The following is a 26,882-nucleotide window of genomic DNA, read 5'->3' as shown; positions in this document are numbered from 1 at the left end:
GTTCATATGCGTTTTATCAATTATGCTAACTCGAGTTAGCGAAGTGCCTTTTAAAGCTATTTTAGCTACTCAAAATAGCCAAATCATTTGGTTTAAAACTGTGACGCTGAACAGACAATTTATCACAACCTATTAATTTAAAAAGGATTTATTGAAAATACCCGTCCAGGTTTATTTGACGCAGATCGAATTTTAACCACTTCTCGTGAAGCCTCTCACAGTTCCACAACAAAAAAGTTGTGCAAAAAACTCTCTAATACCTAAGCTAACTCGAGTTAGCAAAAATGGGTTATTCAGCCAACTGCGACAGTGGTGTTCAACATCCGCTTTTGCAGCACGGCATAAAGTGAGATGAGGAACCTCGAATGAACAAAAATAGCTTACCGAAAATTGGAATTCGTCCGGTGATTGATGGGCGCCGTATGGGTGTTCGTGAATCGCTCGAAGAGCAAACCATGAATATGGCTAAAGCCACTGCTGCGCTGATCACAGAGAAACTTCGTCACGCCAGTGGCGCACAAATTGAATGTGTGATTGCCGACACTTGCATTGCCGGGATGGCTGAATCTGCCGCCTGTGAAGAAAAATTCAGCAGCCTGAACGTAGGCGTGACGATTACTGTTACCCCATGCTGGTGCTACGGTAGCGAAACCATCGACATGGATCCGATGCGCCCGAAAGCTATCTGGGGCTTTAACGGAACAGAACGTCCCGGCGCAGTTTATCTGGCCGCAGCATTGGCTGCGCATAATCAAAAAGGACTTCCCGCCTTCTCTATTTACGGCCATGACGTACAGGATGCCGGCGATACCACGATCCCTGCCGATGTTGAAGAAAAATTGCTGCGCTTTGCCCGCGCGGGCCTGGCGGTTGCCAGTATGAAAGGCAAAAGCTACCTGTCCGTAGGCGGCGTTTCAATGGGCATTGCCGGCTCGATTGTCGATCATAACTTCTTTGAATCCTGGCTGGGAATGAAGGTTCAACCCGTTGATATGACCGAACTGCGTCGTCGCATCGACCAAAAAATCTATGACGAAGCTGAGCTGGAAATGGCGCTGGCGTGGGCGGATAAAAACTTCCGCTACGGTGAAGATCAGAACGCACAGCAATATAAGCGTAACGCAGAGCAGAGCCGTGCGGTGCTGAAAGAGAGCCTGCTGATGGCCATGTGCATTCGCGACATGATGCAGGGTAACCAAAAACTGGCAGACAAAGGTCGGGTTGAAGAGTCGCTGGGGTACAACGCGATTGCCGCAGGCTTCCAGGGCCAGCGTCACTGGACCGATCAATACCCGAATGGCGATACCGCCGAAGCACTGCTCAACAGCTCCTTTGACTGGAACGGCATTCGCGAACCGTTCGTTGTCGCCACCGAAAACGACAGCCTGAACGGCGTGGCGATGCTGTTTGGTCATCAACTCACCGGCACAGCGCAGGTCTTTGCCGATGTGCGCACCTACTGGTCGCCAGAGGCGGTTGAACGTGTCACGGGTAAACCGCTGACCGGCCTTGCTGAGCACGGTATTATTCACCTGATTAACTCCGGCTCGGCAGCGCTGGATGGCTCCTGCAAACAGCGCGACGGCGAAGGGAAACCGACCATGAAGCCGCACTGGGAGATCTCACAGAAAGAGGCGGATGATTGCCTGGCGGCTACCGAATGGTGTCCGGCTATTCACGAATACTTCCGCGGCGGCGGCTATTCTTCTCGCTTCCTGACCGAGGGCGGCGTGCCGTTCACCATGACCCGCATCAACATCATCAAAGGCCTGGGCCCGGTGCTGCAAATCGCGGAAGGCTGGAGCGTGGAATTGCCTAAAGAGATGCACGACCAGCTTGATGCGCGCACCAACTCCACCTGGCCAACCACCTGGTTTGCCCCGCGCTTAACCGGTAAAGGCCCATTCAGCGATGTCTATTCCGTCATGGCTAACTGGGGCGCAAACCACGGCGTACTGACGATAGGTCACGTGGGCGCGGACTTTATTACGCTCGCCGCCATGCTGCGTATCCCGGTTTGTATGCACAACGTGGAAGACGAAAAAATTTACCGCCCTTCAGCCTGGGCAGCCCATGGTATGGATATGGAAGGCCAGGATTATCGCGCCTGCCAGAACTACGGCCCGCTGTATAAGCGTTAATGCGACTCTGGCCCGGTGGCGCAAGCTTACCGGGCCTGCGCGGTGAATTTTGTAGGCCGGGTAAGCGCTGCGCCATCCGGCTACGTTTGGGGAGCGATTATGAAACAAGACGTTATCCTGGTTCTCGACTGTGGCGCGACCAACGTGCGGGCTATCGCCGTTGACCGACAGGGAAAGATTGTCGCCCGCGCAGCAACCCCGAACGCCAGTGACATCGCAACAGAAAACAGTACCTGGCATCAGTGGTCGCTGGAGGCCATTCTGCAACGCTTCGCCGACTGCTGTCAGCGCCTCTGCACGCAACTGGCCGCCTGCCATGTCCGCGGGATCGCCGTCACCACTTTTGGCGTAGACGGCGCGCTGGTTGATAAGAACGGCAAGCAGCTGTATCCGGTGATTAGCTGGAAATGCCCACGCACCGCAGCGGTGATGGAGAATATTCACCGCTACATATCACCGCAGCAATTGCAGGAAATTTCCGGCGTCGGCGCATTTAGCTTCAACACGCTGTATAAACTGGTGTGGCTGAAAGAAAACCATCCGCAATTTCTGGAGCAGGCGCACGCCTGGTTGTTTATCTCGTCGCTTATCAACCACCGTTTAACCGGCGAGTTCACCACAGATATCACCATGGCGGGCACCAGCCAGTTGCTGGACATCCGGCAGCGCGATTTTAGTCATGACATTTTGCAGGCTACGGGCATACCGCGCCGTCTGTTCCCGCGCCTGGTTGAAGCAGGCGAACAGATTGGGGCTTTGCAACCAGAGGCTGCCAGCCTGCTCGGGCTTACGGCGGGAATTCCGGTCATCTCTGCCGGACACGACACGCAGTTTGCGCTATTTGGCGCTGGAGCCCAGCCAGATGAACCGGTGCTCTCTTCCGGCACATGGGAAATTCTGATGGTGCGCAGTGCGCAGGTGGATACCTCCCAGCTCAGCCAATATGCGGGTTCCACTTGTGAGCTGGATAGCCAGGCTGGACTGAATAACCCCGGCATGCAGTGGCTGGCTTCCGGTGTACTTGAGTGGGTACGTAAGCTGTTGTGGACTGCCGACACCCCCTGGCAGACGCTGATTGACGAAGCCAGGGCCATCCCGGCAGGCGCCGAAGGCGTGAAGATGCACTGCGACCTGCTGGCCTGTCAGAATGCGGGCTGGCAAGGGGTTACGCTCAATACCACCCGTGGGCACTTTTATCGCGCCGCGCTGGAAGGACTGACAGAACAGCTGCAGCGAAACCTCCATACGCTGGAAAAAATCGGTCATTTCCAGGCCACAGAACTGCTATTGGTTGGTGGGGGAAGCCGCAACGCGTTGTGGAATCAGATCAAAGCGAATGTTCTCGGGATACCTGTCAAAGTGCTGGATGACGCCGAAACCACCGTGGCAGGTGCCGCAATGTTTGCGTGGTCAGGCATTGGGGAATTTACCTCACCGGAACAGGCACGCGGGCAGGTACGCTACCAGTACCGTTACTTCTATCCGCAAACCGAATCCGAACTAACAGGAGTTGAGTAACATGCTCAAAACAATATCTCCCTTAATTTCGCCCGACCTGCTGAAGGTGCTGGCTGAGATGGGCCACGGCGATGAGATTATATTTTCCGATGCCCACTTCCCGGCCCACAGCATGGGACCGCAGGTTATCCGCGCCGACGGTCTATTGGTCAGCGACCTGCTACAGGCGATTATTCCGCTCTTTGAACTGGACAGCTATGCCCCACCGCTGGTGATGATGGCGGCTGTTGAAGGCGATGCCCTCGATCCTGACGTCGAGGCCCGCTATCGTCAGGCGCTTTCACTGCAAACCCCCTGCCCGGACATCACGCGTATTGACCGCTATGCCTTCTATGAACGCGCGCAACAGGCGTTTGCGATCGTTATCACAGGAGAGCGGGCAAAGTACGGGAATATTCTATTAAAAAAAGGAGTAACCCCGTAATCTCTGGTCTGAATGCCCGTCAGCTACGGGCATTCATCATAAGATGAGGATCAGAACATGAAAGCGGCGCGCCAGCAGGCGATCGTAGATCTGCTTACCAACCACAAAAATCTGACAACCGAAACCCTTGCTTTGCAACTTAAGGTCAGCAAAGAGACTATCCGCCGCGATCTCAGCGAGTTACAAGCCCAGGGAAAAGTGCTGCGCAATCACGGGCGAGCCAAAGTGATTCATCGGGAAAATCAGGACAGCGGCGACCCGTTTCATATGCGACTCAAAAGCCACTATGCCCACAAAGCGAATATTGCCCGCGAAGCGCTGGCATGGATCGAAGAAGGTATGGTGATAGCCCTGGACGCCAGCTCAACGTGCTGGTACCTGGCGCGACAGTTACCGGACATCAACATTCACGTCTTTACCAACAGCCAGCCCATTTGCCAGGAATTGGCTAAACGCGAACACCTTCAGCTCATCAGCTCCGGCGGTCGCCTTGAGCGTAAATACGGTTGCTATGTTAACCCCTCGCTCATCTCGCAGCTCAAACCACTCGAGATCGATCTGTTTATTTTTTCCTGCGTAGGGATCGACAGCGACGGCGCACTCTGGGACTCTAACGCGACCAATGCCGACTTCAAGTCCATTCTGCTTAAGCGCGCAGCGCAGTCATTATTGCTGATCGATAAAAGTAAATTTAATCGTTCGGGGGAGGCCCGGATTGGGCATCTGGATGATGTGACGCATATTATTTCAGATACGCCGATGATTGAAACAATGCAGGCCGGATAAGGCATTTACGCCTTCATCCGGCCTGCAATTTTACCTTATCGCTCGTCGCGACGGCCACCAACAGCAGCCCACAGGCGACGGACGTGCACGGTGACTTCTTCACGGTCATGATACAGCTGACGCGCCTGAATCTGGGCATTTACGCCATGCTCGTCAAGCTGTGCCTGAATATAAGCCAGGTTTTGCGACACCTCTTCGTAGCGTTTTTTCATCGGCAGCTTGAGGTTGAAAATAGTCTCACGACACCAGCCGTTGACCAGCCACTGCGCCATCAGGGCGGCAACCTTCGCGGGCTTTTCCACCATGTCGCAAACCATCCACGAAATGTTATTGCGATTTGGCCGGTACTTAAATCCGTCTTCGCGCAGCCAGGTAACTTGTCCGGTATCCATCAGACTTTGCGCCATCGGACCATTATCCACGGAGTAAACCCACATGTTGCGTTTAACCAGTTGATAGGTCCAACCGCCCGGGCATGCCCCTAAATCCACCGCATACATTCCGTTAGCCAGACGTTCATCCCACTCATCGGCAGGAATAAACACGTGCAGCGCTTCTTCCAGCTTCAGTGTTGAACGGCTCGGCGCATCGGCCGGGAACTTCAGACGCGGAATGCCCATGTAGAACGGGGAGTTATTGTCGGGCCAGGAATAGCCGGTATAGCAACAGCCTGGTGCGATAAAGAACACATGAACCACCGGACGTTTTGGCGTTTCATATTTTGCCAGCACGCCCGCTTCCCGCAGCGCCGCGCGCAGTGGTACGGTAAATTTACGGCAAAATTTAACCAACTCTTTGCTTTCATTGGTATCAGCAACTTCAACGCGCAGATCGCCGCCTTTCTCTACCACGCCCTGCAACATGCCGACAATCGGCGTAATGCGGTCTTCCGGCGGTAAATATTGCAGCAGTTCGCCCACCACAAACATTTGACGGGCAAAAATCAGCGAGCTAAACGGTAACTCTTTCACTAACTTTTCGGCATCGTCCTGCTGATAGCATTCGAAGATGACGTAACCCGCATTGTCTTTCACGCGGGCAAAACCGAAGATTTCCCGGCGTCCTGCTTTATCCGTAATTTCTGCGGCGCACTCTTTTTCAAAACCTGGGCGACACAACAATACAACCTTATTCATGGCTAACGCCCTTACGTTTCAATCGAATAGCGCCCACTAACATCAGCGCCCAGCCCACAAGGAAGCTGAAACCGCCGACGGGGGTAACAAACGCCCACAGGCGTAAATGCGAGAGCGCGAGGCAATACAGGCTGCCGCTAAACAGCACCGTTCCTAATGCCAAAAACACGCTACTCCAGTAAAACCAAATGCTAATGCGCCGCTGCATGGCGACGGCCAGGCCAAATATAGCCAGCGTATGGAACGCCTGATACTCGAGGCCTGTCTGGATCCACCCCATCTCAACGACACCGAGGGTTTTACTCAGAACATGTGCCCCAAAGGCGCCCAACGCCACAAAGATAAAGCCACTTACGGCGGCAAAAATCAGCATAAAACGGCTGGTCATGTGAATACCCTACGTAAATTATTGTTCATAACGAAAGCGGAATTTTTCTTGTTCCGTGGCCGCTTTCGCCAGAATCCACTGACGGAAGGCGGCTATTTTACCCAGTTCTGCCTGACTGTCATGACAAACCAGATAAAATGCGTTTTTGCTGACCAGAACATCATTAAACGGACAGACCAGACGTCCGGCTTCTATTTCGGATTGCGCCATGACGTTATTAGCCAACGCAATTCCCTGTCCATGGATAGCAGCCTGGAGCACCATGGCGCTATGGCTGAAGATGGGTCCCTGCTGTACGTTGATATGATTCAGGCCAAGCTGGCGCGTATAGGCTTGCCAGTCACGGCGTGACGCATCGTGCAATAATGTGTGTTTCGCCAGATCTTCGGGCGTCTTTAGCGGTTTATCACCGGTGAGTAATAGCGGCGAGCAGACCGGCAATAAATATTCTGCGTACAATTTTTCAACGCGCAGACCCGGCCAGTTGCCACGTCCGTAGAAAATCGCCACATCAACATCGTCAGCCAGTTTGTCTTCCTGACGGTCCACCGCCTGGATCCTGACATCGATTCCCGGATAAGCTGAGTTAAAGCTAGAGAGTCTGGGAACCATCCATTGGATTGCAAAACTGGGCAATAAACTCACAGTGAGCGCACCTTTTGCACTGCGTGCCTGAAGTTTACGCGTCGCGTCGGTTAATTGCGAAAAAATCTCTTTGATGTCGAGAAAGTAGCTTTGGCCTTCTTCCGTTAACAGCAAAGATCGATTGCGTCGACGAAACAGCTTCAGCCCCAGGAAATCCTCAAGTGACTTGATTTGATGACTTACTGCGGCCTGCGTCACAAAAAGCTCTTCTGCTGCGCGAGTAAAGCTCAAATGACGCGCTGCAGCATCAAAAACACGCAACGCATTTAGGGGTGGTAATCGTTTTGACATGACTTTTAGGCTTTGATGTTAAATGAATTTAACAATTAACCAACAGGTTGTAACCTATTAGTTTTTTTTATCTGAGCCATTATAAATTGTCCGTTGAGGTTCTACCAGCAAATACCTATAGTGGCGGCACTTCCTGAAGCCGGAACGAAAAGTTTTATCGGAATGCGTGTTCTGGTGGGCTTTTGGCTTACGGTTGTGATGTTGTGTTGTTGTGTTTGCAATTGGTCTGCGATTCAGACCATGGTAGCAAAGCTACCCTTTTTCACTTCCTGTACATTTACCCTGTCTGTCCATAGTGATTAATGTAGCACCGCCAAATTGCGGTGCTTTTTTTTGTCCGACTCTTAGTCGATGGACGACCGGTTAGTTATCCAGTTCTACCATCTCTTTCACATCGGTACGGTTAATCTGCTGTTTGTTGCCGTTAGCGTCTTTATACGAAATCATCCCCGTTTCATTATCGGTCTGTGGCTTACCATCAGATACGATTGATCGACCATCATTGGTGTGCATCACGTAATTCGAACCAGAACAGGCGCTCAGGGCAAAAGTCAGCATACAAGCAGAGATAATTGCGGCAGTCTTTTTCATCTTTTTCTCCTTAAAGCGATTTATGCTATTAAAAACACACTCCGTAACAGGCTAAATTGCTCGCCTAACGGTATATAGCATAAGACACTGCGTGGACTTTGCCAGGATATCCAGAGTATTCCGATGGTTAGCACACCCCTTGTATCAGCGCCCTTTTTGCGCCACGATCGGTTTACTGAACTGAGGAATACCATGAACGCTTTTAACCCCGCGCAGTTTCGCGCGCAATTTCCCGCACTCAACGATGCTGGCGTCTATCTCGACAGCGCTGCTACAGCACTGAAGCCGCAGGCAGTGATTGAGGCCACCCATCAGTTTTATAGCCTGAGCGCCGGGAACGTCCATCGCAGCCAGTTTGCCGAAGCACAGCGCCTGACCGCACGCTATGAAGCCGCGCGGGAAAAAGTCGCAAGCCTGATTAATGCGCCGGATGATAAAACAATCGTCTGGACCCGCGGTACGACGGAAGCGATCAACATGGTTGCCCAAAGCTATGCGCGACCGCGCTTACAACCGGGTGATGAGATTATCGTTAGCGCAGCAGAACATCATGCCAACCTCGTGCCCTGGCTGATGGTGGCGGAGCAAACGGGGGCGAAGGTCGTCAGGCTGCCGCTTAACGCCCATTTATTGCCAGACGTTGAAAGCCTCGCGCAACTCATCACTCCACGCAGCCGCATTCTGGCGCTTGGGCAGATGTCGAACGTTACCGGCGGTTGCCCGGATCTGGCCCGCGCCATTACGCTCGCCCATGCGGCTGGCATGGTGGTGATGGTGGATGGCGCCCAGGGGATTGTCCATTTCCCTGCCGACGTACAGCAATTAGACATTGATTTCTATGCGTTCTCGGGCCACAAGGTGTATGGCCCCACCGGCATTGGCGTGCTGTACGGTAAACCGGAACTGCTGGATGCCATGTCTCCCTGGCTCGGTGGCGGTAAAATGATTAGCGAAGTCAGTTTTGACGGTTTCACCACCCAGGCTGCTCCATGGAAGCTGGAGGCCGGTACGCCTAACGTTGCTGGCGTTATCGGACTAAGCGCGGCGCTCGAATGGCTGGCGGACGTTGACGTGGTGCAGGCCGAAAACTGGAGCCGGGGTCTGGCGACGTTGGCAGAAGATGCGCTGGCGAAACGCCCCGGCTTTCGCTCCTTCCGCTGCCAGGACTCCAGTCTGTTAGCCTTTGATTTCGCAGGCGTTCATCACAGCGACATGGTGACGTTGTTGGCCGAATATGGCATTGCACTGCGTGCAGGACAACACTGTGCGCAACCGCTGCTGGCAGAACTGGGCGTATCCGGGACACTACGCGCCTCATTTGCACCTTATAATACGCAAAGTGATGTAGATGCGTTGGTCGCAGCCGTTGACCGCGCGCTGGAAATATTGGTGGATTAATGACAAGCCCTCTGTTCGCCGGACACCCGTTTGGCACAACCGTAACGGAAGAGACGTTACGCAATACCTTTACCCCGCTCACCCAGTGGGAAGATAAATATCGCCAGCTGATTCTGCTGGGTAAGCAGTTGCCAGCGCTTCCTGATTCGCTAAAGGCACAGGCCAAAGAGATCGCGGGCTGCGAAAACCGCGTTTGGCTGGGGCATACCCTTCATGAGAATGGTACTTTGCATTTCTTCGGCGACAGCGAAGGTCGCATTGTACGCGGGCTGTTGGCGGTATTACTCACGGCGGTTGAAGGTAAAACCGCAGCCGAGTTACTGGCGCATTCGCCTATGGCATTATTTGACGAGCTAGGTTTACGCGCGCAGCTCAGCGCCTCGCGTACCCAGGGGCTGCATGCTCTGAACGAGGCGATTCTTGAGGCTGCCCGACAGGTTTGATGGTTGCCGGATGGCGACGCGAACGCGCCTTATCCGGCACAACACACTCAACTCTGGCGCGACGCTTTCGCCATCATCTTCTTCAGCGCGTGTGAGACGGCAACAAAGCCAAAGGTGGCGGTCACCATAGTGGCCGCGCCAAAACCGGATGCGCAATCCATTCGCTTCGGCCCTTCCGCCGTCGCTTTCATCGCACATACCGAGCCATCTGCCTGCGGGTAAACCAGCGCTTCGGTCGAGAACACACAGTCCACGCCCAGCTTGCCTTTGCTGTTTTTCACCACGCCAAAATCGCTTTTCAGCCGCTCGCGTAGCTTGGCTGCCAGCGGATCCTGGATAGTTTTTGCCAAATCAACGACCTGTATCTGCGTCGGGTCGATCTGCCCTCCCGCACCACCGGTGGTCACCAGCGGAATTTTGTTACGCCGACACCAGGCGATCAGTGCCGCTTTTGGGCGCACGCTATCAATCGCATCAATGACATACGAATAACCCGCACTCATATACTCAGCAACATTATCCGGCGTGACAAAATCATCGACCACGTTCACCCGGCACTCCGGGTTAATCTGGCGGATACGTTCAGCCATCACTTCAGCTTTTGCCAGGCCGACGTTATCGCGCAGAGCATGGATCTGGCGGTTAGTATTGGTGACGCACACATCATCCATATCGATGAGCGTGATGGCGCCAATACCGGTACGCGCCAGCGCTTCCGCCGCCCACGACCCTACCCCGCCAATCCCGACCACACAAACGTGCGATTGGGCAAACAACTGCAGCGCATTTTCGCCATACAGACGCGCCGTACCGCCAAAACGCTGGCGCCAGGCATCACTGATAACCACAGACATAACACCTCAAATTCATTAATATCGAGCGCCATCCGGCTATTAACCGCTGAACACGTTACCCGTACCCGGCGCTGTTTTCAGTACCCACACGCGACCGTAGTGATTATACCACCCCGCACGGTGTCCGGCGTCAGCACCAATGCCCTGATAGATATCGAAGTGTTGCCCTTTAATAGCGCCACCCACATCTAACGCCACCATCAGGCGCAGTTCGTACTGGCCGGTAAACTTGCCGTTATTGTCCAGTAACGGGACTTCCGCCAGCAATGTTGTGCCCGCCGGAATGATACTGCGATCAGAAGCCACAGATGCGCGGCCAATCAACGGTACCGCGCTCGCCCCTTTGACCGGTGCAAAAGATTGCGGTTTAAAGAAGACAAACGATGGGTTCTGCTCCAACAGCTCACGCACTTCGGCTTCGCTGTGCGTTTCACCCCAATGGCGAATAGCCTGCATCGACATATCTTCTTTTTTCACTTCGCCACGGTCGATAAGCACCTTACCGATGCTGCGATAGGCGTGGCCGTTTTTCCCGGAATAGCTAAAGAAGTTAAGCGGACTGCCATCGCCAAAATCGATGTAACCACTACCCTGCACATCCATAATGAAGTTATCCATTAGGGAGTTGCTGTACGCCAGAATGTAGTTGTCGCTCAGCGCGCCCGCGTAGATCTCGGCACGGCTTGGTAAGCGCCCACGTTTTGGCGGCATGCGATAGATAGGATACTGAAACTCGCCCTGGCGCGTATGGCGCGCCTGGATAACCGGCGTGTAGTAACCGGTAAACTGGACGTTACCGTAGTTGTCCGCCCCTTCCATTTGCCAGGCATCAATACCAAACTGGCGCATACTGCGCGTATCACCGCCCGCACGTAACCACTGCTGGATAGCGTTGTAAACGTTGCTCTGGTTGCCGTACAAACGTGGCGAAGCGCTGCGAATTTGATTAACCTGCTCGGCGAAATCACCGGCATTGATTGGTGCGCCAACCGCATCAGGCTGGTTCACCAGTGAGAAAGGCTGGGTAAATTTCCCGTCTTTATACTGCTGCCCACGATCGGTGGGTTTTGAGGAACACGCGGCGAGCATCGCGACGACTGCTCCCGCAAGAAGATATTTTGCCCAACGTCCTTTCATTGTTCTCGTCTTATGTTGCCTGAATGCGAGACGAAGATAACAAACCCCCGAACCTAATGAAATGCGTATACATACCCGAACGCAAATTTTGAGCAAAAAACAATCCAGAATGCGTTGTTTTTGTTCATTTTCACCTTAAAAACGTGATCAAGGTGAAAAAAGGGTTGCATGAAAATGCGAGCAGAGTATAGTGCGCATCCACGGACGCGGGGTGGAGCAGCTTGGTAGCTCGTCGGGCTCATAACCCGAAGGTCGTCAGTTCAAATCTGGCCCCCGCAACCAATTAAAATTTGATGAAATAAAAGCAGTACGGTGACGCGGGGTGGAGCAGCCTGGTAGCTCGTCGGGCTCATAACCCGAAGGTCGTCGGTTCAAATCCGGCCCCCGCAACCAACATTATAAACACCCTAAAGGGTGTTTTTTTGTATCTGCGGTCCATAAAAAAAGCGCTTTTCAGCGCTTTTTTGTTATCCCCTTCTCGCCAGCGTCGCGCCATCGGCAAAGTAGGCTTTGATCCCCGCCAGAATCGACTCTGCAACTTCCTGCTGGAAGGTCGCAGTTTTGAGCTTGCGCTCTTCCTCAACGTTACTGATAAATGCGGTTTCCACCAGAATAGACGGAATATCCGGCGCTTTAAGTACCGCAAACCCGGCTTGTTCAACCTGGTTCTTATGCAGATTGTTGACTTTACCGAGCTTATTCAATACCGCTTTACCAAACTTCAGGCTGTCGGCGATGGTCAGCGATTGCACCATATCGAACATGGTATGGTCGACGTAGCGATCGCCGCTCTTGCTGACGCCGCCAATCAAATCCGAGGCGTTCTGAGTTTGCGCCAGATATTTCGCGGCGGTGCTGGTCGCCCCTTTGGTCGAGAGTGCAAACACCGACGAACCTCTGGGCTGTCGACTGGTAAATGCATCGGCGTGAATAGAGACAAACAAGTCTGCACGCTGCTTCTGCGCTTTCGCCACGCGGACTTTAAGCGGAATGAAGATATCTTCATTTCGCGTCATAAAGACCTTCATGTTGCCCTCTTTCTCTATGAGGGCTCGCAGGCGTCGGGCAATCTGCAGCACCACATCTTTTTCACGCGTCTTGTATTTCCCCACCGCACCGGAGTCCTCTCCGCCATGTCCTGGGTCGAGCATAATGACAATGGGACGATCGCGCCCCGCTTTACCCGGCTGCGGGCCACTTTGCGCAGGCGGCACCTGTTTGTCCAGATCGCCCTTGTTGTATTCTTCCAGCAACGCCAGCAGCGGATCCTGAACATCCTGGGCATTCGCGGGATAGAGATCCATCACCAGACGTTCTTTAAAGCCGGCCACCGGAGCCAGCGCAAAAAGTTGCGGCTTCACATTCTGTTTCAGCTCGAACACCATCCGCACGGTCTGTGGGTCAAACTGCCCGACGCGCGCCGATTTAATATACGGATCGTCAGGACGGATCTGCGCACCCATGCCCTTGAGCACCGAGTTCAAATTAACGCCTTCAATATCCACAACCACACGCTCAGGATTACTCAGGGCAAACTGTTTGTATTTCAGCAGACGGTTAGATTCTACCGTGACGCGGGTATAGCTGGACGCTGGCCAGACACGTACGGCAACGACCTGACTCATGGCAGCCAGACCAACCTGGCTGACGCTCAAAAGCCACATAGCACCCGCACCTTTCAGTAAACGGCGGCGACTGATTGCTGAATTGGATCCCGACATGCTTCTCCCGAGCAAAAAGAAATCTTTATTGAGGTAATACGTAAAACGTCTGAATTGACCGGAAACTTTAGCGAATGACGCATAATCTGTCATCTATAAAAGGGTAAACATTCTTTTTATATTCACGGCATTACTGAGAAAAATCTTCGGCATGGGTAAAAATTACGCTTGCGCACAGCGTTAAAACAGAATAAAAATACATAAATTACGAATAATCATGCAATGAGGGTGTGCCGTGGTGAAGGAGCGTAGAACCGAACTGGTACAGGGATTCCGCCATTCTGTTCCCTATATCAATACCCATCGGGGAAAGACGTTTGTCATTATGCTGGGCGGCGAAGCCATCGAGCATGAAAACTTTTCCAGTATCGTCAATGACATTGGCCTTCTTCATAGTCTCGGCATCCGCCTTGTCGTGGTCTATGGCGCACGACCGCAGATTGATGCCAATCTTGCGGCACATCATCATGAACCGGTGTACCACAAGAATACGCGCGTTACCGACGCTAAAACCCTGGAGCTGGTCAAACAGGCGGCAGGGTTACTTCAGCTTGATATTACCGCCCGCCTGTCAATGAGCCTGAATAATACGCCATTGCAGGGGGCGCACATCAATGTGGTCAGCGGTAATTTTATTATCTCCCAGCCGCTGGGCGTTGATGACGGCGTGGATTACTGCCATAGCGGACGTATTCGTCGTATTGATGAAGATGCCATTCACCGCCAGTTAGACAGTGGCGCGATTGTGCTGATGGGCCCGGTCGCCGTTTCCGTCACCGGAGAGAGCTTTAACCTGACTTCAGAAGAGGTCGCCACGCAGTTGGCTATCAAACTGAAGGCAGAGAAAATGATCGGCTTTTGCTCCTCTCAGGGCGTCACCAACGATGATGACGATATTATTTCCGAGCTGTTTCCTAACGAAGCCCAGGCGCGCGTTGAGTTGCAGGAAGAGAAAGGCGATTACAGCTCCGGCACAGTGCGCTTCCTGCGCGGGGCAGTGAAAGCCTGTCGCAGTGGGGTACGGCGCTGCCATCTGATCAGCTATCAGGAAGATGGCGCATTGCTGCAGGAACTGTTCTCCCGTGACGGGATTGGTACGCAGATCGTAATGGAAAGCGCCGAGCAGATCCGCCGCGCTACCATTAACGATATCGGCGGGATTCTGGAGCTGATCCGCCCGCTGGAGCAGCAAGGCATTCTGGTACGTCGCTCCCGCGAACAACTGGAAATGGAGATCGACAAATTCACGATTATTCAGCGCGATAACCTGACCATCGCCTGCGCCGCTCTGTACCCTTTCCCGGAGGAGAGAATTGGCGAAATGGCGTGCGTGGCGGTGCATCCGGACTACCGTAGCTCATCGCGCGGGGAAGTATTGCTGGAGCGGATCGCCGCGCAGGCCCGGCAAATGGGACTGAGCAAACTGTTCGTGCTGACCACGCGCAGCATCCACTGGTTCCAGGAACGTGGTTTCACGCCGGTGGATATCGACCTGCTGCCGGAAAGCAAGAAAGAGATGTACAACTATCAGCGGCGGTCAAAGGTGCTGATGGCGGATTTGGGGTAGTGGTCGTTGCCGGATGCGGTATAAATGCCTTATCCGGCAACGAATTTTATTGATTAAACAACGCCGACAATCCGCTGCGACGTTCGGTGCGGGTGGCAATGGCGTTACTTAATATCCGCTCATCGGCATACAGTGACAGACGCCGGCGCGCGCGGGTGACGGCGGTATAGACCAGCTCGCGGGTAACCACGGGTGAATGCTGGCTAGGTAAAATCAACGCCGCATGGTCAAACTCAGATCCCTGCGATTTGTGCACGGTCATCGCCCAGGTGGTTTCATGTTCAGGTAAGCGACTGGGCTGGACTGATTTGATAGAACCGTCCGGCAGCGCAAACCACACCCTCAGGCCCTGTCCACGATCGAGGGCAATGCCGATATCACCGTTAAATAATCCCAGCGAACTGTCATTGCGCGCGATCATCACCGGCCTTCCCTCATACCAGCGGCTATGCGTTGAACGATGAATTTTACGTTTTTGCGCCATCACCTGCTCAAGGCGTTCATTCAAACCACCCACGCCAAACGGACCTTCACGCAGGGCACACAACAGCTGATACTCATTGAAGGCCTGAATGACGGCATCCGGCTCAGCGCCCTCGCGCAGTAAATCCAGATAGTGCCCATAACCCGCCAGCGCCTCATCCAACATCGCGGCGTAATCTTCGCTGCTATGTAGCGTGCGTTTTTCGATGTCGCTAAACCCCTGCTGGAAGACCGTTTTGAGCGCGGCTTTGTCACCACGATTAATCGCAGCAGCCAACTGACCGATTCCGGAATCGCTACCGAAACGGTAACTCTTTTGCAGCAGACACAAACTGTCGCGCAAAGCGGCGGCCTGAGTTCCCAGACCTGCCGGAATAGCGCTTCCGGTCAGACGACTGAGCTGGCGGGCGCGTTCCGGGGTAAACCCGTCACCGACGAAAGCACAGATATCCCCCAGCACCGCCCCCGCTTCGACGGAAGCGAGCTGGTCACGATCGCCAAGAAAAATCACCCGCCCGTGCGGCGGCAGCGCATCGATAAGGCGCGACATCATCGGCAAATCAATCATCGAGGCTTCATCCACCACCAGCACATCCAGATGCAGCGGGTTTCCCGCATGATGGCGCAGGCGCTGACTGCCTGGCTGAGCGCCTAATAATCGATGCAACGTACTGGCGTCATCGGGAATGCGTTTCTTTTGCTCTTCGGTTAACGGCAGTTCTCGTAGCGCTGCGCCCAGCGAGGCAGTCAGGCGCGCTGCCGCCTTTCCAGTAGGAGCCGCCAGGCGAATACGGCAGCGTTCCCCCTCCGCCATCTGAATCAACGCCGCCAAAAGCCTCGCAACTGTTGTCGTTTTTCCGGTCCCCGGCCCGCCGGAGATCACCGATATACGACGGGTCAACGCCACCGCAGCGGCCACTTTTTGCCAGTTAACACCTTCCGCTGGTGGAAACAACGCCGCAAGCGTGTGGGTAAGCCGTTGTTCATCCACCTCAATGGCGTGGTTAACTTCACTGAAAAAGCGAGCCACCGCCCGTTCGTTATGCCACATCCGGTTCAGATACAAGCGATCGCCGTGCAGCACCAGCGGCGTGGGTTGCTCACCACGGCTTACCGCCCCGGAGGCCAGCAGACATTCCGTCCAGTCTTCTGGCTCCCCCACTTCAGCGAGCCAGGCGCTTAAAAGGGGATGGGCATCCTCGCTCAGGGATAACCGCGAAAGTGGTAAGCAGACGTGCCCTTCTCCTGCTTCACGACTGAGCAACGCCGCCGCCAGCGCAACGGCAGGGTTGTCATTTCCGGCAACCGCCAGCGCAAACTGGGCATCCAGAGGCCGGAGCTGTTTTTGCTCCACAGCTTCCAGTAATCGTTTCTGGATTGTCATGACATCTCCTCCAGTGGCGCACCGACAAACATCTCGTCCATCAAGGCGATTAACTCCCCGTCAGGTCGGGTCGCGTAAATTCCCTGTTGCGGATTTTCACTGTCAATGCCACGCAAGAAGAGATAGATAACACCGCCAAAATGGCGTTCATAATCGTAATCAGCAATGCGATGGCGCAAGTAGCGATGCAGCGCCAGGGTATAAAGTTGATACTGCAGGTCGTAGCGATGCGCCTGCATGGCAGAGGCCATCGCCTGCTGCGTATACGCTGAGCTGTCTTCCCCCAGCCAGTTCGATTTGTAATCGAGAAGGTAATAACGCCCCTGGTGGCGGAAAACCAGGTCAATAAATCCTTTCAGCATGCCGCGTACCTGCATAAATTCCAACGCAGGGCACCCCGCGGAGAGCGGATCGTATTGGCGAATTAACGCATCAAGTTGGCTGGCCATCAGCGGCTGCGAAATCGGCAGGTAAAACTCCATCTCCACCTGTTTTTCACCCGCGGAAAGATGGCTCAAACTCACGCCCGTCTCGTTGAGAGGCGCCTGCAAAATGGCATCCAGCCATTCGGTCAAAACCGGCGTCCAGTGCGCGTCATAACCGCCCAACGCCAGTTTTTCCTCGACCCAACGCGGATCTACCGGTTGAGTAAAGTCGAGATCTTCAAACAGGCTATGCAAGAATGTACCTGGCGAAGCGCCGCGCGGGAACTGATGCGGTGTAAGCCCTGACTCTTCAATAACCTCACCAACGCCTGCGGCATCAATATCCAGTCGCGGGATCAGATCCTGCGCGATTCCATGCCCACGCTGTTGCAGACCGGAATAACTGGTCACGCGCCAGCTATCGCCGGGCGTACGCTGCAGTATTTTCGCACTCAGTTCGCAGCTAACAGCCTGCGCAACTTGCCAGGGTTCACCGTCAGGCTGCGCAGGCGTCTGGCAGGCAATATCGTCGCTACACAGCGCTTCAATCGCACTACGCAGACCCGCGGCATCCATCGGCTCACCTTTTTGCAACAGGCGACCAAGGGCGCTGTGATGTACATCGGTATCCCCTTTTTTATCGCCCCGACGTCGCACCAACGGCGCCACGCCAAGGCTGCAGTGCCATACCGAACGGGTTAGCGCGACATAGAGCAAACGCAGGTCTTCCGCCAGACGTTCCGCTTCAGCCAGCTCAACGCTCTCCTCGGCATCGCTGAGATCCAGCACGGCTTCAAAAGAGCTGCGATCGTGGTAGAAAGCCTGATCCTGGACGCGGAAATTCGTGATAAACGGCAGCCAGACCAGCGGATACTCCAGCCCTTTAGATTTATGGATAGTGACGATTTTGACCAGATGCTTGTCGCTTTCCAGCCTGAGCTGCTGGCTGGACGCGTTGCTGTCGGGTTCAAGAATATGCTGGGACAGCCAGCGCACCAGCGCATGCTCGCTTTCCAGCTGCGAGCCTGCTTCCTGCAACAGTTCGCTGATATGTAAAATATCGGTCAGGCGGCGTTCGCCCCCCGCCGTCGCCAGCAGGTTTTCCGCAATCTGGCGGGTTGTCATCAGCGCGCGCAGCATCGGCATCACGCCGCGTTTATGCCAGATCTGACGATAGCCATCAAACTCTTCGACCACCGCATCCCAGGCATTTTCGTCGTTATTTAAGGCTTCAAGATCCTGCGCATTCAGCCCCATCATTGAGGTCGCCAGCGCGCTACGCAGCGTGTTCTCACGTTCCGGCGTCATCACCGCCTGCAGCACCCACAGCAACTCCCGCGCTTCCAGCGTTTCAAATACGCTGTCACGGTTGGAAAGGTAGACGGAGGGAATTGCCAGCTGCGTCAGCGCATCACGGACCAGTGCCGCCTCCTGGCGGCTACGAACCAGTACGCTGATATCCGACGCGCGTACCGGACTGGATGTTTTACCACTGACCAGTTGCGCAGCGCCAGACTGCCCGGCCTTAAGCCAGTCGCGAATTTGCGTGGCGCACACCAGGGCCATGTAGTTCTGGTAATCGCCTACGCCGCAGCTTTCCCCTTCCATCAGCCACATGCTCATGGCTGGCTGTGTCTCACCGTGTAAAACAAACCGAAACGACTGGTTTTTTTCTGCAAATTTTACCGGGCTAAAGGGGATTTCGCGGAACATAAAGGCGTCATTCATCTGGCTGAAAAGCGTATTTACGCTATTGACCATGCCGGGGGCCGAACGCCAGTTGGTATCGAGCGTATAGTGTGCGCTGACCTCGCTGCGCGCCTTCATATAGGTGAAGATATCCGCGCCGCGAAACGCGTAAATCGCCTGTTTTGGGTCGCCAATCAGCAGCAGTGCGGTATCCGGCTGATGCTGCCAGATCCGGCGAAAAATACGGTACTGCTGCGGATCGGTATCCTGAAATTCATCGATCATCGCGACCGAAAAACGGGTACGGATAGCCGTCGCCAGCGCATCGCCGCTTTCACTGCGCAACGCCGCATCCAGACGGCTGAGCATATCGTCAAAGCCTAGCTCACCGCGGCGTCGTTTCTCCTCGGCAACCGCTGAACGGATCTCCGCCAGCGCCCGGGTGATCACCAGATCGCGGAGAGTTAACGGTTCGCTAAGCAGTTCATCAATAGCGACAAACAGCGGGTGCTGAGGGGGTATTCCGCCCGCTTTAGTGCGCTCTTCCAGAAAACGCTGTGAGAATTTCTCCAGCGCGTCAGGAAGCTGATAACTTTGGGTTTCTTCTTGCGCCCATGCGCTGATCTTTTCGATCCACTTGCCCTGGTTACCACGATTAAATTTACGCCGGTCAATCCCGGAGGCTTCCAGCAGGCCATCCAGCTCATCAACGGATTCACGCCATTGCTGCTTGATCTGGTTAATGCGCGTGAGAATTTGTTCGTGCCGGGAAGCCAGCGTTTCGTCATCAGACGGCGGAGCCTTGATGACCGGCGCTTCCCCCTGCAGATAGCGATCGATGTCTCTCAGCAGAGCCTGCGGTCCTTTCCACGTTTCAAAAATCACCTGCGCAATGTCGCGGGGTAGCGGATAGCAGTGCCGACGCCAGAAGTCCGCACAGGCCTGATAGCGCAGCAGCGATTCATCTTCTATCAGTTGCTGTTCGAACAGCATGCCTGATTCAAAGGCGTTGAGACTGAGCATACGCTGACAAAAGCCGTGGATGGTAAACACTGCCGCTTCATCCATCTGTCTTTCAGCCAATAGCAGCCACTGAGCGGCCTGTTTTTTATCGGCGATTTCATCTAACAAACGGGCATATAGCGGGTTGTCGGTTGTTTCACGCAGGCAGGCAATTCGCAGTTCATGAATGTTGCTACGAATTCGACCACGCAACTCTTCGGTGGCCGCCTCGGTGAAGGTGACCACGAGCAGTTCTTCAACGGTCAGAGGACGAGGAAAGGCGGCAGAGCCGCCCAGTCCAAGCAGTAAACGTAAATACAGGGCGGCGATGGTAAAGGTTTTACCGGTGCCCGCAGAGGCTTCAATCAGGCGCTCGCCCGTCAGGGGCAAGCGCAGTGGATCAAGGGACTCAGCGGCATCATTCATTCTTATCACTCATCAGGGGTAAGGTTTGCTGCAACGCGCTGACGGTCTGCCACACTTTCCAGCCTTCCGGGTGCACATATTCTGCTTTCCCGTTCTGACTGCCGGAAACCTGTGACAGTATCGCCATGCCTTGCGGCTCAACCACCGCCTGATGGAAGAAGTCGGCAAGTTTTTGCGGCGTCAGCAGTTTAATCTGAGCCACTATTTTATCACGTGAATCGAAGCGCATATTGCCGCGATCAAAATCTTTGCTTAACTGTGAGGCTTCTTCCCCCAGCGTTTGCGGCGCCTGCAGCATTTGCGCAATAATCGCCTGCTGAATTTGCGCAAACTCTTCAGGTTTCATCGCCCGCAGCTTCGCTTCCGCCGTCGGGAAGAACGCTTTATAACGCTCCCAAAGATAAGACGGCTGCTTATCATTGCTTTGCAGCAGGAACCCCATTCCCCACTGACGGCCGATACTCATCGGGAAAGCAAATACAGCGTAGCCTAACTGCTCTTCAGTACGCAGTTGATTGTAGAACCACGGCTGAACAATCTGCCCTAACATGGCGCTGTAGGCTGAACTGGCGTATTCATCGTATCCGGTTGGCACAAATACCGCCGCCAGCGCGGAGTCCGTGCTACTGCCTGCTTTTTCAAAGATGACGGACTGCTTCTTGTCCACAACCACATCTTTATTGCGACACCACTGTGACCCGTTAGCGCCAAGCTGTTGTTGGATATCCCGCGCCATGGTCGTCGCCTGAGCGGCGCTCATATTACCTATTACCAGGAATTCAGGCCGCGCACCGGTTTTTAAGGCGTCGCGGTACGCCATCACCTCTTTCAGGGTGATGGAAGGCAGTAGCTTACGGCGCTCATCGCGTGAGAAGTACGGCACCTGAGAAAGCATTTGCACTGGCATAATTGCCTGATCGTAGGCTTTACCCTTCTCTGCAGAATCCATCATCTGGACATACCAGGATTTCGCCTGTTCCAGCTGTTCATCCGTTGAGGTGTAGCTGAAATAGCCGCTCAGCAGAGCCTGAAAAAGCTGCGGCAGACGTTGGGTGTAGCCGTTGGCGTTAAGCATCAACCCATTGTTAGCGTTGGTAGAGAAACCAATTCCACCTACCGACGCCTGGTTGCTTAACTGATCGAGCGCAATCCCCGCCAGGTAATCGTTAAGTGCGAATAATACCTGGTTGCGAGCGCTGTCCATGGCCTTCGGGTTACGCAGGATCACGCTGACGTCAGCCTTCGGCTCACTGGCAAAATACTGGCTCGGCGCATACACCACGCGTAGATCCGGCTCATCAACGATCAGTTCCGGGTGAGCGTATTTTTTATCCGTTTTAATCAGCGTGAAATCATCCGGAATGTAGGGGTTCAACTCCGGTAACGACAGCGCAATGCCCTGCGCTTTTTGCTGCCAGTCGGCAAAGGTTTTGTCGCTGATTTTATCCACCTGGTAAGGCGCATCGACAAAATAAGCGGTTTTATTATGCGGTTCTTTCGCACTGATATACCAGATACGCGCATTCTGTGGCGTCATCATTGCCAGGCGTTGCTCAACGGCTTTCACATCGTACTGGTCGGCAATATTCACCGCATCCAGCGTATGTTCGACAGGAACGCGGATCATGGTATCAGCCAGCCATTCCACGTAGTCCATATCACGGGTGATGGAGGGATAACGGAAATCGAGATCCAGTACGTGCGCCAGTTCGTCAAAATAGCGTTTATCGACGCCTTTATCGCGTAACAGATTGAGATAACTGAAAATTGCCGCAACAACTTCATCGCGGTTCGCCAGCCCTTTGTCGGTTAACGTCGCGGAAATGGCTAACACGCCGCTGTTCCCATTGACCACCGGATCGGAATCCGCACGAATACCTTCAACCAGTCCCTGCTTTTGCAGCCAGTCAGACAACGTGCCAGGGCTACGATTACCAATCAGATAGGTCACCAGCTCATCGGTTTTACTGCGGAACTGCGCGCTGTTGTTATCGATACGAAACTCGACGCGCAGTACTTTACGCGGCATTGCCGGAACATAGTGGATGATGACGCCCTTTTGCGCGTCGGTGACTACCGGTACGGTAATTTCAGGCTTTACGATATTTCTGTTCGGTACGCGTCCAAAGGTGTCAGCAGCTATCCGCGCCAGCTCTGGCAGCGGCTTATTGCTATAAATCACCGCCTTCATCAGGTTCGCGGAGTAGTACTTTTCATGAAATTTTTGTAATGCCTGCACCACCGGGTTTCCCGGTTTATCGCTTAATGTCTCGAGATTTCCGCCGGAGAAACGCGAGCCAGGGTGCGCCGGATTGATGGTCTCAGCACTCACCTGCGCCATACGCATCCCGTCTCGGGTACGCGCCAGCGTCAGCTCGGAGTTAACCGCGTTACGCTCACGATCGGCATATTTTTTATCCAGCAACGGATCGGCAATAGCGTCCGCCAGGCGATCCACCGCCCCCACCAACGCGTCGTTTTCGACTTCAAGATAGAAGGCCGTACGGTAAGGCGCGGTGCTGGCATTGTGGCTGCCGCCGTGCATTTTCAGGAATTCAGCCAGACTGTCCGGCTGCGGGTATTTTTTCGAACCCATCAGACACATATGTTCGAGATAATGCGCCAGCCCCTGATGCTCGTCCGGATCTTCCAGCGAGCCCACGGGAACCACCAGTGCAGAAAGGGATTTCACGGCCTGAGGATCAGATACCAGCAACACGACCATGCCGTTATCAAGGCGCACGGCCTGATACTGGCGGGTGTCTTTATCGCTTTTACGGATGGTTTCAGCTAAAGGCTGCCAACCGGTATCTGCCTGACTTACGGGAACCCAAAGGGCGACGAACAACAGTAATGCGCTGAACCAGGTGCTGCGGGGCATTCACAAACCTCATCATTAACGTATTCACCTGTTCACAGCAAAGCACGCATAAATACGTGGTCTGAACAGGGCAAGACTATGTGCTGAACGAGCCAGCATCCTCTCTTTGTAAGAATCAGTCCGTGACAGAATGCGCATCATAGTGGAAGCCATCGAACCGCGCAATTTTTATACAATCATCATGACTGATTAAAGCGAAAAATTGGTAACAGGTAGCGCTGAGACTGTAAAACAATGGTCTCCAGCGTAGCCGCATCCAGCTGACGCCAAAGACGCTGATACCAGATATCATCACCTTCACCCCGTACCATCATGTTGCCTTCATAGGCCTGCAGAAACTTACTGCGCGCTTTTTGCAACGTTGCATCGTCATCTAACATGGCATCATTTACGGCGTCATAACAGGTTTTTATCCAGGCGCCGCCGCTTTCGGGCAATACCAGCAATGGTGACGACATGCCTTCCCGATACCCCTCAACGAGCTGCGACAGGTACAGCAGCGCCTGCTCTGCATCCAGTGGCGGAAAACGCCATTCCCCGTCTTTACGCAGGAACAACCGGCTCTCTCCCGTACCGCCACTGGCACAATAGACAAGATGTTCCAGCCAAAGTTGCACACCCTGCGCAATGCTTATCAAAGATGGGCGCCAGCGCAACAAACCGTCCTCTTGCACCTGTGGCAGCCAACCGGTGATTTGCACGCCGTTACAGTTAAGATCGATTTCCATACTCTGGCAGGGCTGACGACAGGCGATAATGCGTTCAGCCAGCGACTGCATCTCCTGACGCTGCGTATCCCACAGAATTTCGCCAAATGGCCCATAGGGAAGCGTGCCCGCCGCACGAAAACGGCGAAACAGTTGTTCAGCATCCTTCTCTTCAACCAGCGTGTTAAGCAATTGCTGATTAAGCTGATAGCGGGTTAATCCTTCAAGAGTGAACGGTTCCGTTTCCGGGATCTCACTTTCTTCAGAGCGGAAGTTGACCCTCAGCCGCATCTGGAAAAAAGCCCTTACCGGATGAGCCCAAAATCGCTGCAACGTTTCCAGCGTCAGCGTTTCAGGCATCTCAAAGGGAAGCGTCTGGACAAAATCCGTGTGCGCTTTTCCTGACAGGCTCGCCGCAGGCAGCCATTCCCGGGCATAGCTTTGCTGTTCACCCGGCAGATAGTTTTGTGCATCAAAGGGCATACGGGTATGCAAACGAGTAATGTGTGCTTTTACCCGGGCCTCGCTTTGATCGCAGGTCAACGATTCATCGCCCGGCAGATAGTGGCTTTGCCCGATGTAGTCCATCAGTTCCTGCACCAGTACCGACGGGAAGCGCTCGCTGTTGTCCTGAATGGAGCGGCCAATGTAGCTGATGTAGAGCGTTTGCTGTGCCGAAATCAATGCTTCAAGAAACAGGTAGCGGTCATCATCGCGACGGCTGCGATCGCCCCTCATCGGTTTTTGACTCATCAAATCAAAGCCCAACGGTGCAAGCTGACGCGGATAAACGCCATCGTTCATACCCAGCAGGCACACCACCTTGAAAGGAATAGAGCGCATCGGCATCAGCGTACAAATGTTAACTGGCCCCGCCAGGAAGCGCTGGCTAATGCGCTCCTGGTCAAGACGCTGGGCCAGCTCATCACGCAATAGAGAGAGCGGTATGGCATCACCATACTCAGCCCCCAGACCTTCAGTGATAATGGCCTGCCACTGCTGTTCAATCAGCGTCATCGCCGCTTCGGTATCTGCATCCGGCAGGAAGAAATCATTAAGCATGTCCCGACAAACGGGCAGCCACTCTTCCAGCGGCCGTTCCTGCGCTAACCCTCTACGCCAGAGATTGAGCTGCATCAGCAACGAGGCCAGATGCCCTACCAGCTCGGCAATCAAACCGTTGGGCTCATCGTATGGCAATACCGATTGCCACTCGCCCTGCGCGCTTTCCATCGCGTAGCCGAGCAGCATGCGCGTTAAACCAAATTGCCAGGTATGCTGACCTGTAGGCGGAAGTTCCAGTTCACGCACGTTATCGTCGTCAATTCCCCAGCGAATCCCGGATTCATTGACCCATAAACGAAGATAGCGCAGCCCTTCTTCATCGATATTGAAACGCGCCGCCAGCACGGGCACATCCAGTAATGCCAGCACATCCTCTGAGACAAAACGGCTATCCGGCAGCGACAGCAGGCTAATAAAGGCCTGTAAGACGGGATGAGACTGGCGCGCCCGACGGTCGGAAATCGCATATGGTAAGTAACGCTCAGCTGGCGCGCTGCCAAAGACCGACTGAATAAATGGGCTGTAGCTGTCGATATCCGCCACCATCACAATAATATCGCGCGGCGTCAGCGTGGGATCCGCTTCCAGCATTGCCAGCAGGCGGTCATGAAGAATTTCTACCTCGCGCTGTGGGCTATGACAAACATGGAAAGTCACGCTGGTGTCGTTCAGCTCAAGCCGTCGTTTATTGTCGCTACGCGAATACTCTTCCAGCGTAACGCCCGCCACGGCATGGCTTTCAAGTTCCAGAATATCCGATTGAATATTATGCAAAAGATTGTCAGGCGTAATATCGACAAACGCATCCAGTTCCTGACTATTTTCCAGTTCTGAAAGCAGATAAATGTAATCGCGCCCCAGTTTGCCCCACGAGGCCAGCATCGGGTTGCCCACATCCTGTTCACCATCGCTGTTAAACAATCCTTCGGCTTTCTGACTATCGCGAAACAGCGGCAGATGGCGTTCTTCAAAGCTGTGCCGACGCTGACGCGCCATCAGCTTCGCCAGCCAGGCGGGATCTTTTATATCTCCCCAGTAGTAGCGACAAGGGTTGGTAAACAGCAGATGAATATCAATGTGCTTGCCCAGCGCCTGCAATGCCTGCAAATAAACCGGCGGCAGCGCTGAAATGCCGCAAATAAAGACGCGAGAAGGCAGTCCCTGCGGGCACTCGGACGCACTTTCCAGAGTCTGAATAAATCGTTGGTATAAATTGGCGCGATGCCAGCGCGGTTGGCCCAATTCCTCGGTGTGTTCCACCAGCGCTTTCCACAACGGCGCCTGCCAGGCCTGAGATTCGCCGAGTCCCTCAACCAGTCGCCCGGCTTCCCACTGGGTCAACCACTCAGGTCGATAGACTAAATACTGGTCGAAGAGGTCAGCCGCGCGCGAGGAAAGCTGAAAAAGCTTACGTTTATCGGTGTCGTCCGTCAGATAGTGGCGCAGCAATGCGAAGTCATCGCCATCCAGCAATTGCGGCAACAGCGTCATCAACTTCCAGCTCATGCTCTGTTTGCTGAACGCGCTCTCTTTCGGGATATCCGGCAGCACGCGCACAAACATATCCCAGATAAAACTCGCGGGCAGCGGAAAATCGATGTTGGCGGCAATACTAAACTTCTGTGCAAGGGTCATTTGTAGCCACTGCGCCATACCGGTACTTTGAACCAGGATCATCTCAGGTTCAAAGGGGTCGTCCAGCCGCTCGCGCTCAACGATAAATTCCATTAACGCTTCCAGCACATCCAGACGATTGGAGTGGTAGACCCTTAACATAGCG

General features: G+C 54.1%; 18 protein-coding genes and 2 tRNA genes. 9 read left to right on the top strand and 11 right to left on the bottom strand.

Annotated elements, in window-relative coordinates:
• Positions 1-365: 365 nt before the first annotated feature.
• The 4 genes from fucI (at position 366) to fucR (ending at position 4,869) form a co-directional block, all read left to right on the top strand.
• Positions 366-2,141, top strand: coding sequence for an L-fucose isomerase (fucI, locus tag HV345_RS04990; RefSeq protein WP_075847504.1), 1,776 nt, complete (start codon positions 366-368; stop codon positions 2,139-2,141).
• Positions 2,142-2,240: 99 nt separating this feature from the next.
• Positions 2,241-3,659 carry an L-fuculokinase gene (fucK, locus tag HV345_RS04985; protein ID WP_181636329.1) on the top strand — a complete coding sequence of 473 codons (1,419 nt, stop codon included), beginning with the start codon at positions 2,241-2,243 and terminating at the stop codon, positions 3,657-3,659.
• A gap of 1 nt (position 3,660) precedes the next feature.
• Positions 3,661-4,083 carry an L-fucose mutarotase gene (gene fucU / locus HV345_RS04980; protein ID WP_019077593.1) on the top strand — a complete coding sequence of 141 codons (423 nt, stop codon included), beginning with the start codon at positions 3,661-3,663 and terminating at the stop codon, positions 4,081-4,083.
• A 57-nt stretch (positions 4,084-4,140) separates the two neighbouring features.
• On the top strand, positions 4,141-4,869 hold the full coding sequence (gene fucR, locus HV345_RS04975) for an L-fucose operon activator (protein ID WP_181547005.1): 729 nt from the start codon (positions 4,141-4,143) through the stop codon (positions 4,867-4,869).
• 35 nt (positions 4,870-4,904) lie between these two features.
• Here fucR and rlmM read toward each other — a convergent pair whose 3' ends face one another.
• The 4 genes from rlmM to HV345_RS04955 form a co-directional block, all read right to left on the bottom strand.
• Positions 4,905-6,005, bottom strand: a complete 1,101-nt coding sequence (rlmM, locus tag HV345_RS04970) for a 23S rRNA (cytidine(2498)-2'-O)-methyltransferase RlmM (RefSeq protein WP_003034040.1) — start codon at positions 6,003-6,005, stop codon at positions 4,905-4,907.
• A complete protein-coding gene (locus HV345_RS04965; protein ID WP_003034037.1) occupies positions 5,998-6,393 on the bottom strand; it encodes a DUF423 domain-containing protein in 396 nt (131 codons plus the stop codon). Before HV345_RS04965 ends, rlmM begins: the two co-directional genes overlap by 8 nt.
• 18 nt (positions 6,394-6,411) lie before the next feature.
• Positions 6,412-7,329, bottom strand: coding sequence for a glycine cleavage system transcriptional regulator GcvA (gene gcvA, locus HV345_RS04960; protein ID WP_016154260.1), 918 nt, complete (start codon positions 7,327-7,329; stop codon positions 6,412-6,414).
• 363 nt (positions 7,330-7,692) lie between these two features.
• A complete protein-coding gene (locus HV345_RS04955) occupies positions 7,693-7,920 on the bottom strand; it encodes a YgdI/YgdR family lipoprotein (protein ID WP_016154261.1) in 228 nt (75 codons plus the stop codon).
• A 192-nt stretch (positions 7,921-8,112) separates the two neighbouring features.
• On the opposite strand from HV345_RS04955, the gene csdA reads away from it, so the two are divergent.
• A complete protein-coding gene (gene csdA, locus HV345_RS04950) occupies positions 8,113-9,318 on the top strand; it encodes a cysteine desulfurase CsdA (protein ID WP_181636328.1) in 1,206 nt (401 codons plus the stop codon).
• A complete protein-coding gene (gene csdE / locus HV345_RS04945) occupies positions 9,318-9,761 on the top strand; it encodes a cysteine desulfurase sulfur acceptor subunit CsdE (RefSeq protein ID WP_016154263.1) in 444 nt (147 codons plus the stop codon). The genes csdA and csdE overlap by 1 nt, the downstream gene beginning before the upstream one ends.
• Before the next feature lie 47 nt (positions 9,762-9,808).
• Here the strand turns inward: csdE and tcdA are convergent, their stop codons facing one another.
• Positions 9,809-10,615, bottom strand: a complete 807-nt coding sequence (tcdA, locus tag HV345_RS04940; protein WP_103766717.1) for a tRNA cyclic N6-threonylcarbamoyladenosine(37) synthase TcdA — start codon at positions 10,613-10,615, stop codon at positions 9,809-9,811.
• A gap of 39 nt (positions 10,616-10,654) precedes the next feature.
• Positions 10,655-11,752 (bottom strand): murein transglycosylase A, encoded by a 1,098-nt coding sequence (gene mltA, locus HV345_RS04935; protein WP_019077597.1) that lies wholly within the window; start codon positions 11,750-11,752, stop codon positions 10,655-10,657.
• A 205-nt stretch (positions 11,753-11,957) separates the two neighbouring features.
• Between mltA and HV345_RS04930 the strand changes: the two genes are divergently transcribed.
• Positions 11,958-12,034 (top strand) — tRNA-Met (locus tag HV345_RS04930).
• Between the two features lie 34 nt (positions 12,035-12,068).
• A tRNA-Met gene (locus tag HV345_RS04925) sits at positions 12,069-12,145 on the top strand.
• A gap of 74 nt (positions 12,146-12,219) precedes the next feature.
• On the opposite strand, the gene amiC is transcribed toward HV345_RS04925, so the two are convergent.
• Positions 12,220-13,473 (bottom strand): N-acetylmuramoyl-L-alanine amidase AmiC, encoded by a 1,254-nt coding sequence (amiC, locus tag HV345_RS04920; protein WP_016154266.1) that lies wholly within the window; start codon positions 13,471-13,473, stop codon positions 12,220-12,222.
• A gap of 235 nt (positions 13,474-13,708) precedes the next feature.
• On the opposite strand from amiC, the gene argA reads away from it, so the two are divergent.
• Positions 13,709-15,040, top strand: coding sequence for an amino-acid N-acetyltransferase (gene argA / locus HV345_RS04915; protein WP_181636327.1), 1,332 nt, complete (start codon positions 13,709-13,711; stop codon positions 15,038-15,040).
• Positions 15,041-15,086: 46 nt separating this feature from the next.
• Here argA and recD read toward each other — a convergent pair whose 3' ends face one another.
• The 4 genes from recD to recC all read right to left on the bottom strand — a co-directional run bounded on the left by recD (position 15,087) and on the right by recC (position 26,878).
• A complete protein-coding gene (gene recD / locus HV345_RS04910; RefSeq protein ID WP_149381204.1) occupies positions 15,087-16,907 on the bottom strand; it encodes an exodeoxyribonuclease V subunit alpha in 1,821 nt (606 codons plus the stop codon).
• A complete protein-coding gene (gene recB, locus HV345_RS04905; RefSeq protein WP_181636326.1) occupies positions 16,904-20,449 on the bottom strand; it encodes an exodeoxyribonuclease V subunit beta in 3,546 nt (1,181 codons plus the stop codon). The genes recD and recB overlap by 4 nt, the downstream gene beginning before the upstream one ends.
• Positions 20,442-23,330, bottom strand: coding sequence for a pitrilysin (ptrA, locus tag HV345_RS04900; protein ID WP_181636325.1), 2,889 nt, complete (start codon positions 23,328-23,330; stop codon positions 20,442-20,444). The genes recB and ptrA overlap by 8 nt, the downstream gene beginning before the upstream one ends.
• A 179-nt stretch (positions 23,331-23,509) precedes the next feature.
• Complete coding sequence (recC, locus tag HV345_RS04895; protein ID WP_181636324.1) at positions 23,510-26,878, bottom strand: exodeoxyribonuclease V subunit gamma; 3,369 nt, start codon at positions 26,876-26,878, stop codon at positions 23,510-23,512.
• Positions 26,879-26,882 lie beyond the last annotated feature (4 nt).

The organism is Citrobacter sp. RHBSTW-00986, assembly GCF_013783065.1.
GTDB lineage: Bacteria > Pseudomonadota > Gammaproteobacteria > Enterobacterales > Enterobacteriaceae > Citrobacter > Citrobacter braakii.
Note: the sequence above shows the minus strand (reverse complement) of the source record. Positions and strands in the feature narration are given on the sequence as shown.

Bases quoted from the DNA above. Each gene is read 5' to 3' on its own strand.
- fucI (WP_075847504.1), top strand. From the start codon at position 366: ATGAACAAAAATAGCTTACCGAAAATTGGAATTCGTCCGGTGATTGAT.
- fucK (WP_181636329.1), top strand. From the start codon at position 2,241: ATGAAACAAGACGTTATCCTGGTTCTCGACTGTGGCGCGACCAACGTG.
- fucU (WP_019077593.1), top strand. From the start codon at position 3,661: ATGCTCAAAACAATATCTCCCTTAATTTCGCCCGACCTGCTGAAGGTG.
- fucR (WP_181547005.1), top strand. From the start codon at position 4,141: ATGAAAGCGGCGCGCCAGCAGGCGATCGTAGATCTGCTTACCAACCAC.
- rlmM (WP_003034040.1), bottom strand. From the start codon at position 6,005: ATGAATAAGGTTGTATTGTTGTGTCGCCCAGGTTTTGAAAAAGAGTGC.
- HV345_RS04965 (WP_003034037.1), bottom strand. From the start codon at position 6,393: ATGACCAGCCGTTTTATGCTGATTTTTGCCGCCGTAAGTGGCTTTATC.
- gcvA (WP_016154260.1), bottom strand. From the start codon at position 7,329: ATGTCAAAACGATTACCACCCCTAAATGCGTTGCGTGTTTTTGATGCT.
- HV345_RS04955 (WP_016154261.1), bottom strand. From the start codon at position 7,920: ATGAAAAAGACTGCCGCAATTATCTCTGCTTGTATGCTGACTTTTGCC.
- csdA (WP_181636328.1), top strand. From the start codon at position 8,113: ATGAACGCTTTTAACCCCGCGCAGTTTCGCGCGCAATTTCCCGCACTC.
- csdE (WP_016154263.1), top strand. From the start codon at position 9,318: ATGACAAGCCCTCTGTTCGCCGGACACCCGTTTGGCACAACCGTAACG.
- tcdA (WP_103766717.1), bottom strand. From the start codon at position 10,615: ATGTCTGTGGTTATCAGTGATGCCTGGCGCCAGCGTTTTGGCGGTACG.
- mltA (WP_019077597.1), bottom strand. From the start codon at position 11,752: ATGAAAGGACGTTGGGCAAAATATCTTCTTGCGGGAGCAGTCGTCGCG.
- amiC (WP_016154266.1), bottom strand. From the start codon at position 13,473: ATGTCGGGATCCAATTCAGCAATCAGTCGCCGCCGTTTACTGAAAGGT.
- recD (WP_149381204.1), bottom strand. From the start codon at position 16,907: ATGACAATCCAGAAACGATTACTGGAAGCTGTGGAGCAAAAACAGCTC.
- recB (WP_181636326.1), bottom strand. From the start codon at position 20,449: ATGAATGATGCCGCTGAGTCCCTTGATCCACTGCGCTTGCCCCTGACG.
- ptrA (WP_181636325.1), bottom strand. From the start codon at position 23,330: ATGCCCCGCAGCACCTGGTTCAGCGCATTACTGTTGTTCGTCGCCCTT.
- recC (WP_181636324.1), bottom strand. From the start codon at position 26,878: ATGTTAAGGGTCTACCACTCCAATCGTCTGGATGTGCTGGAAGCGTTA.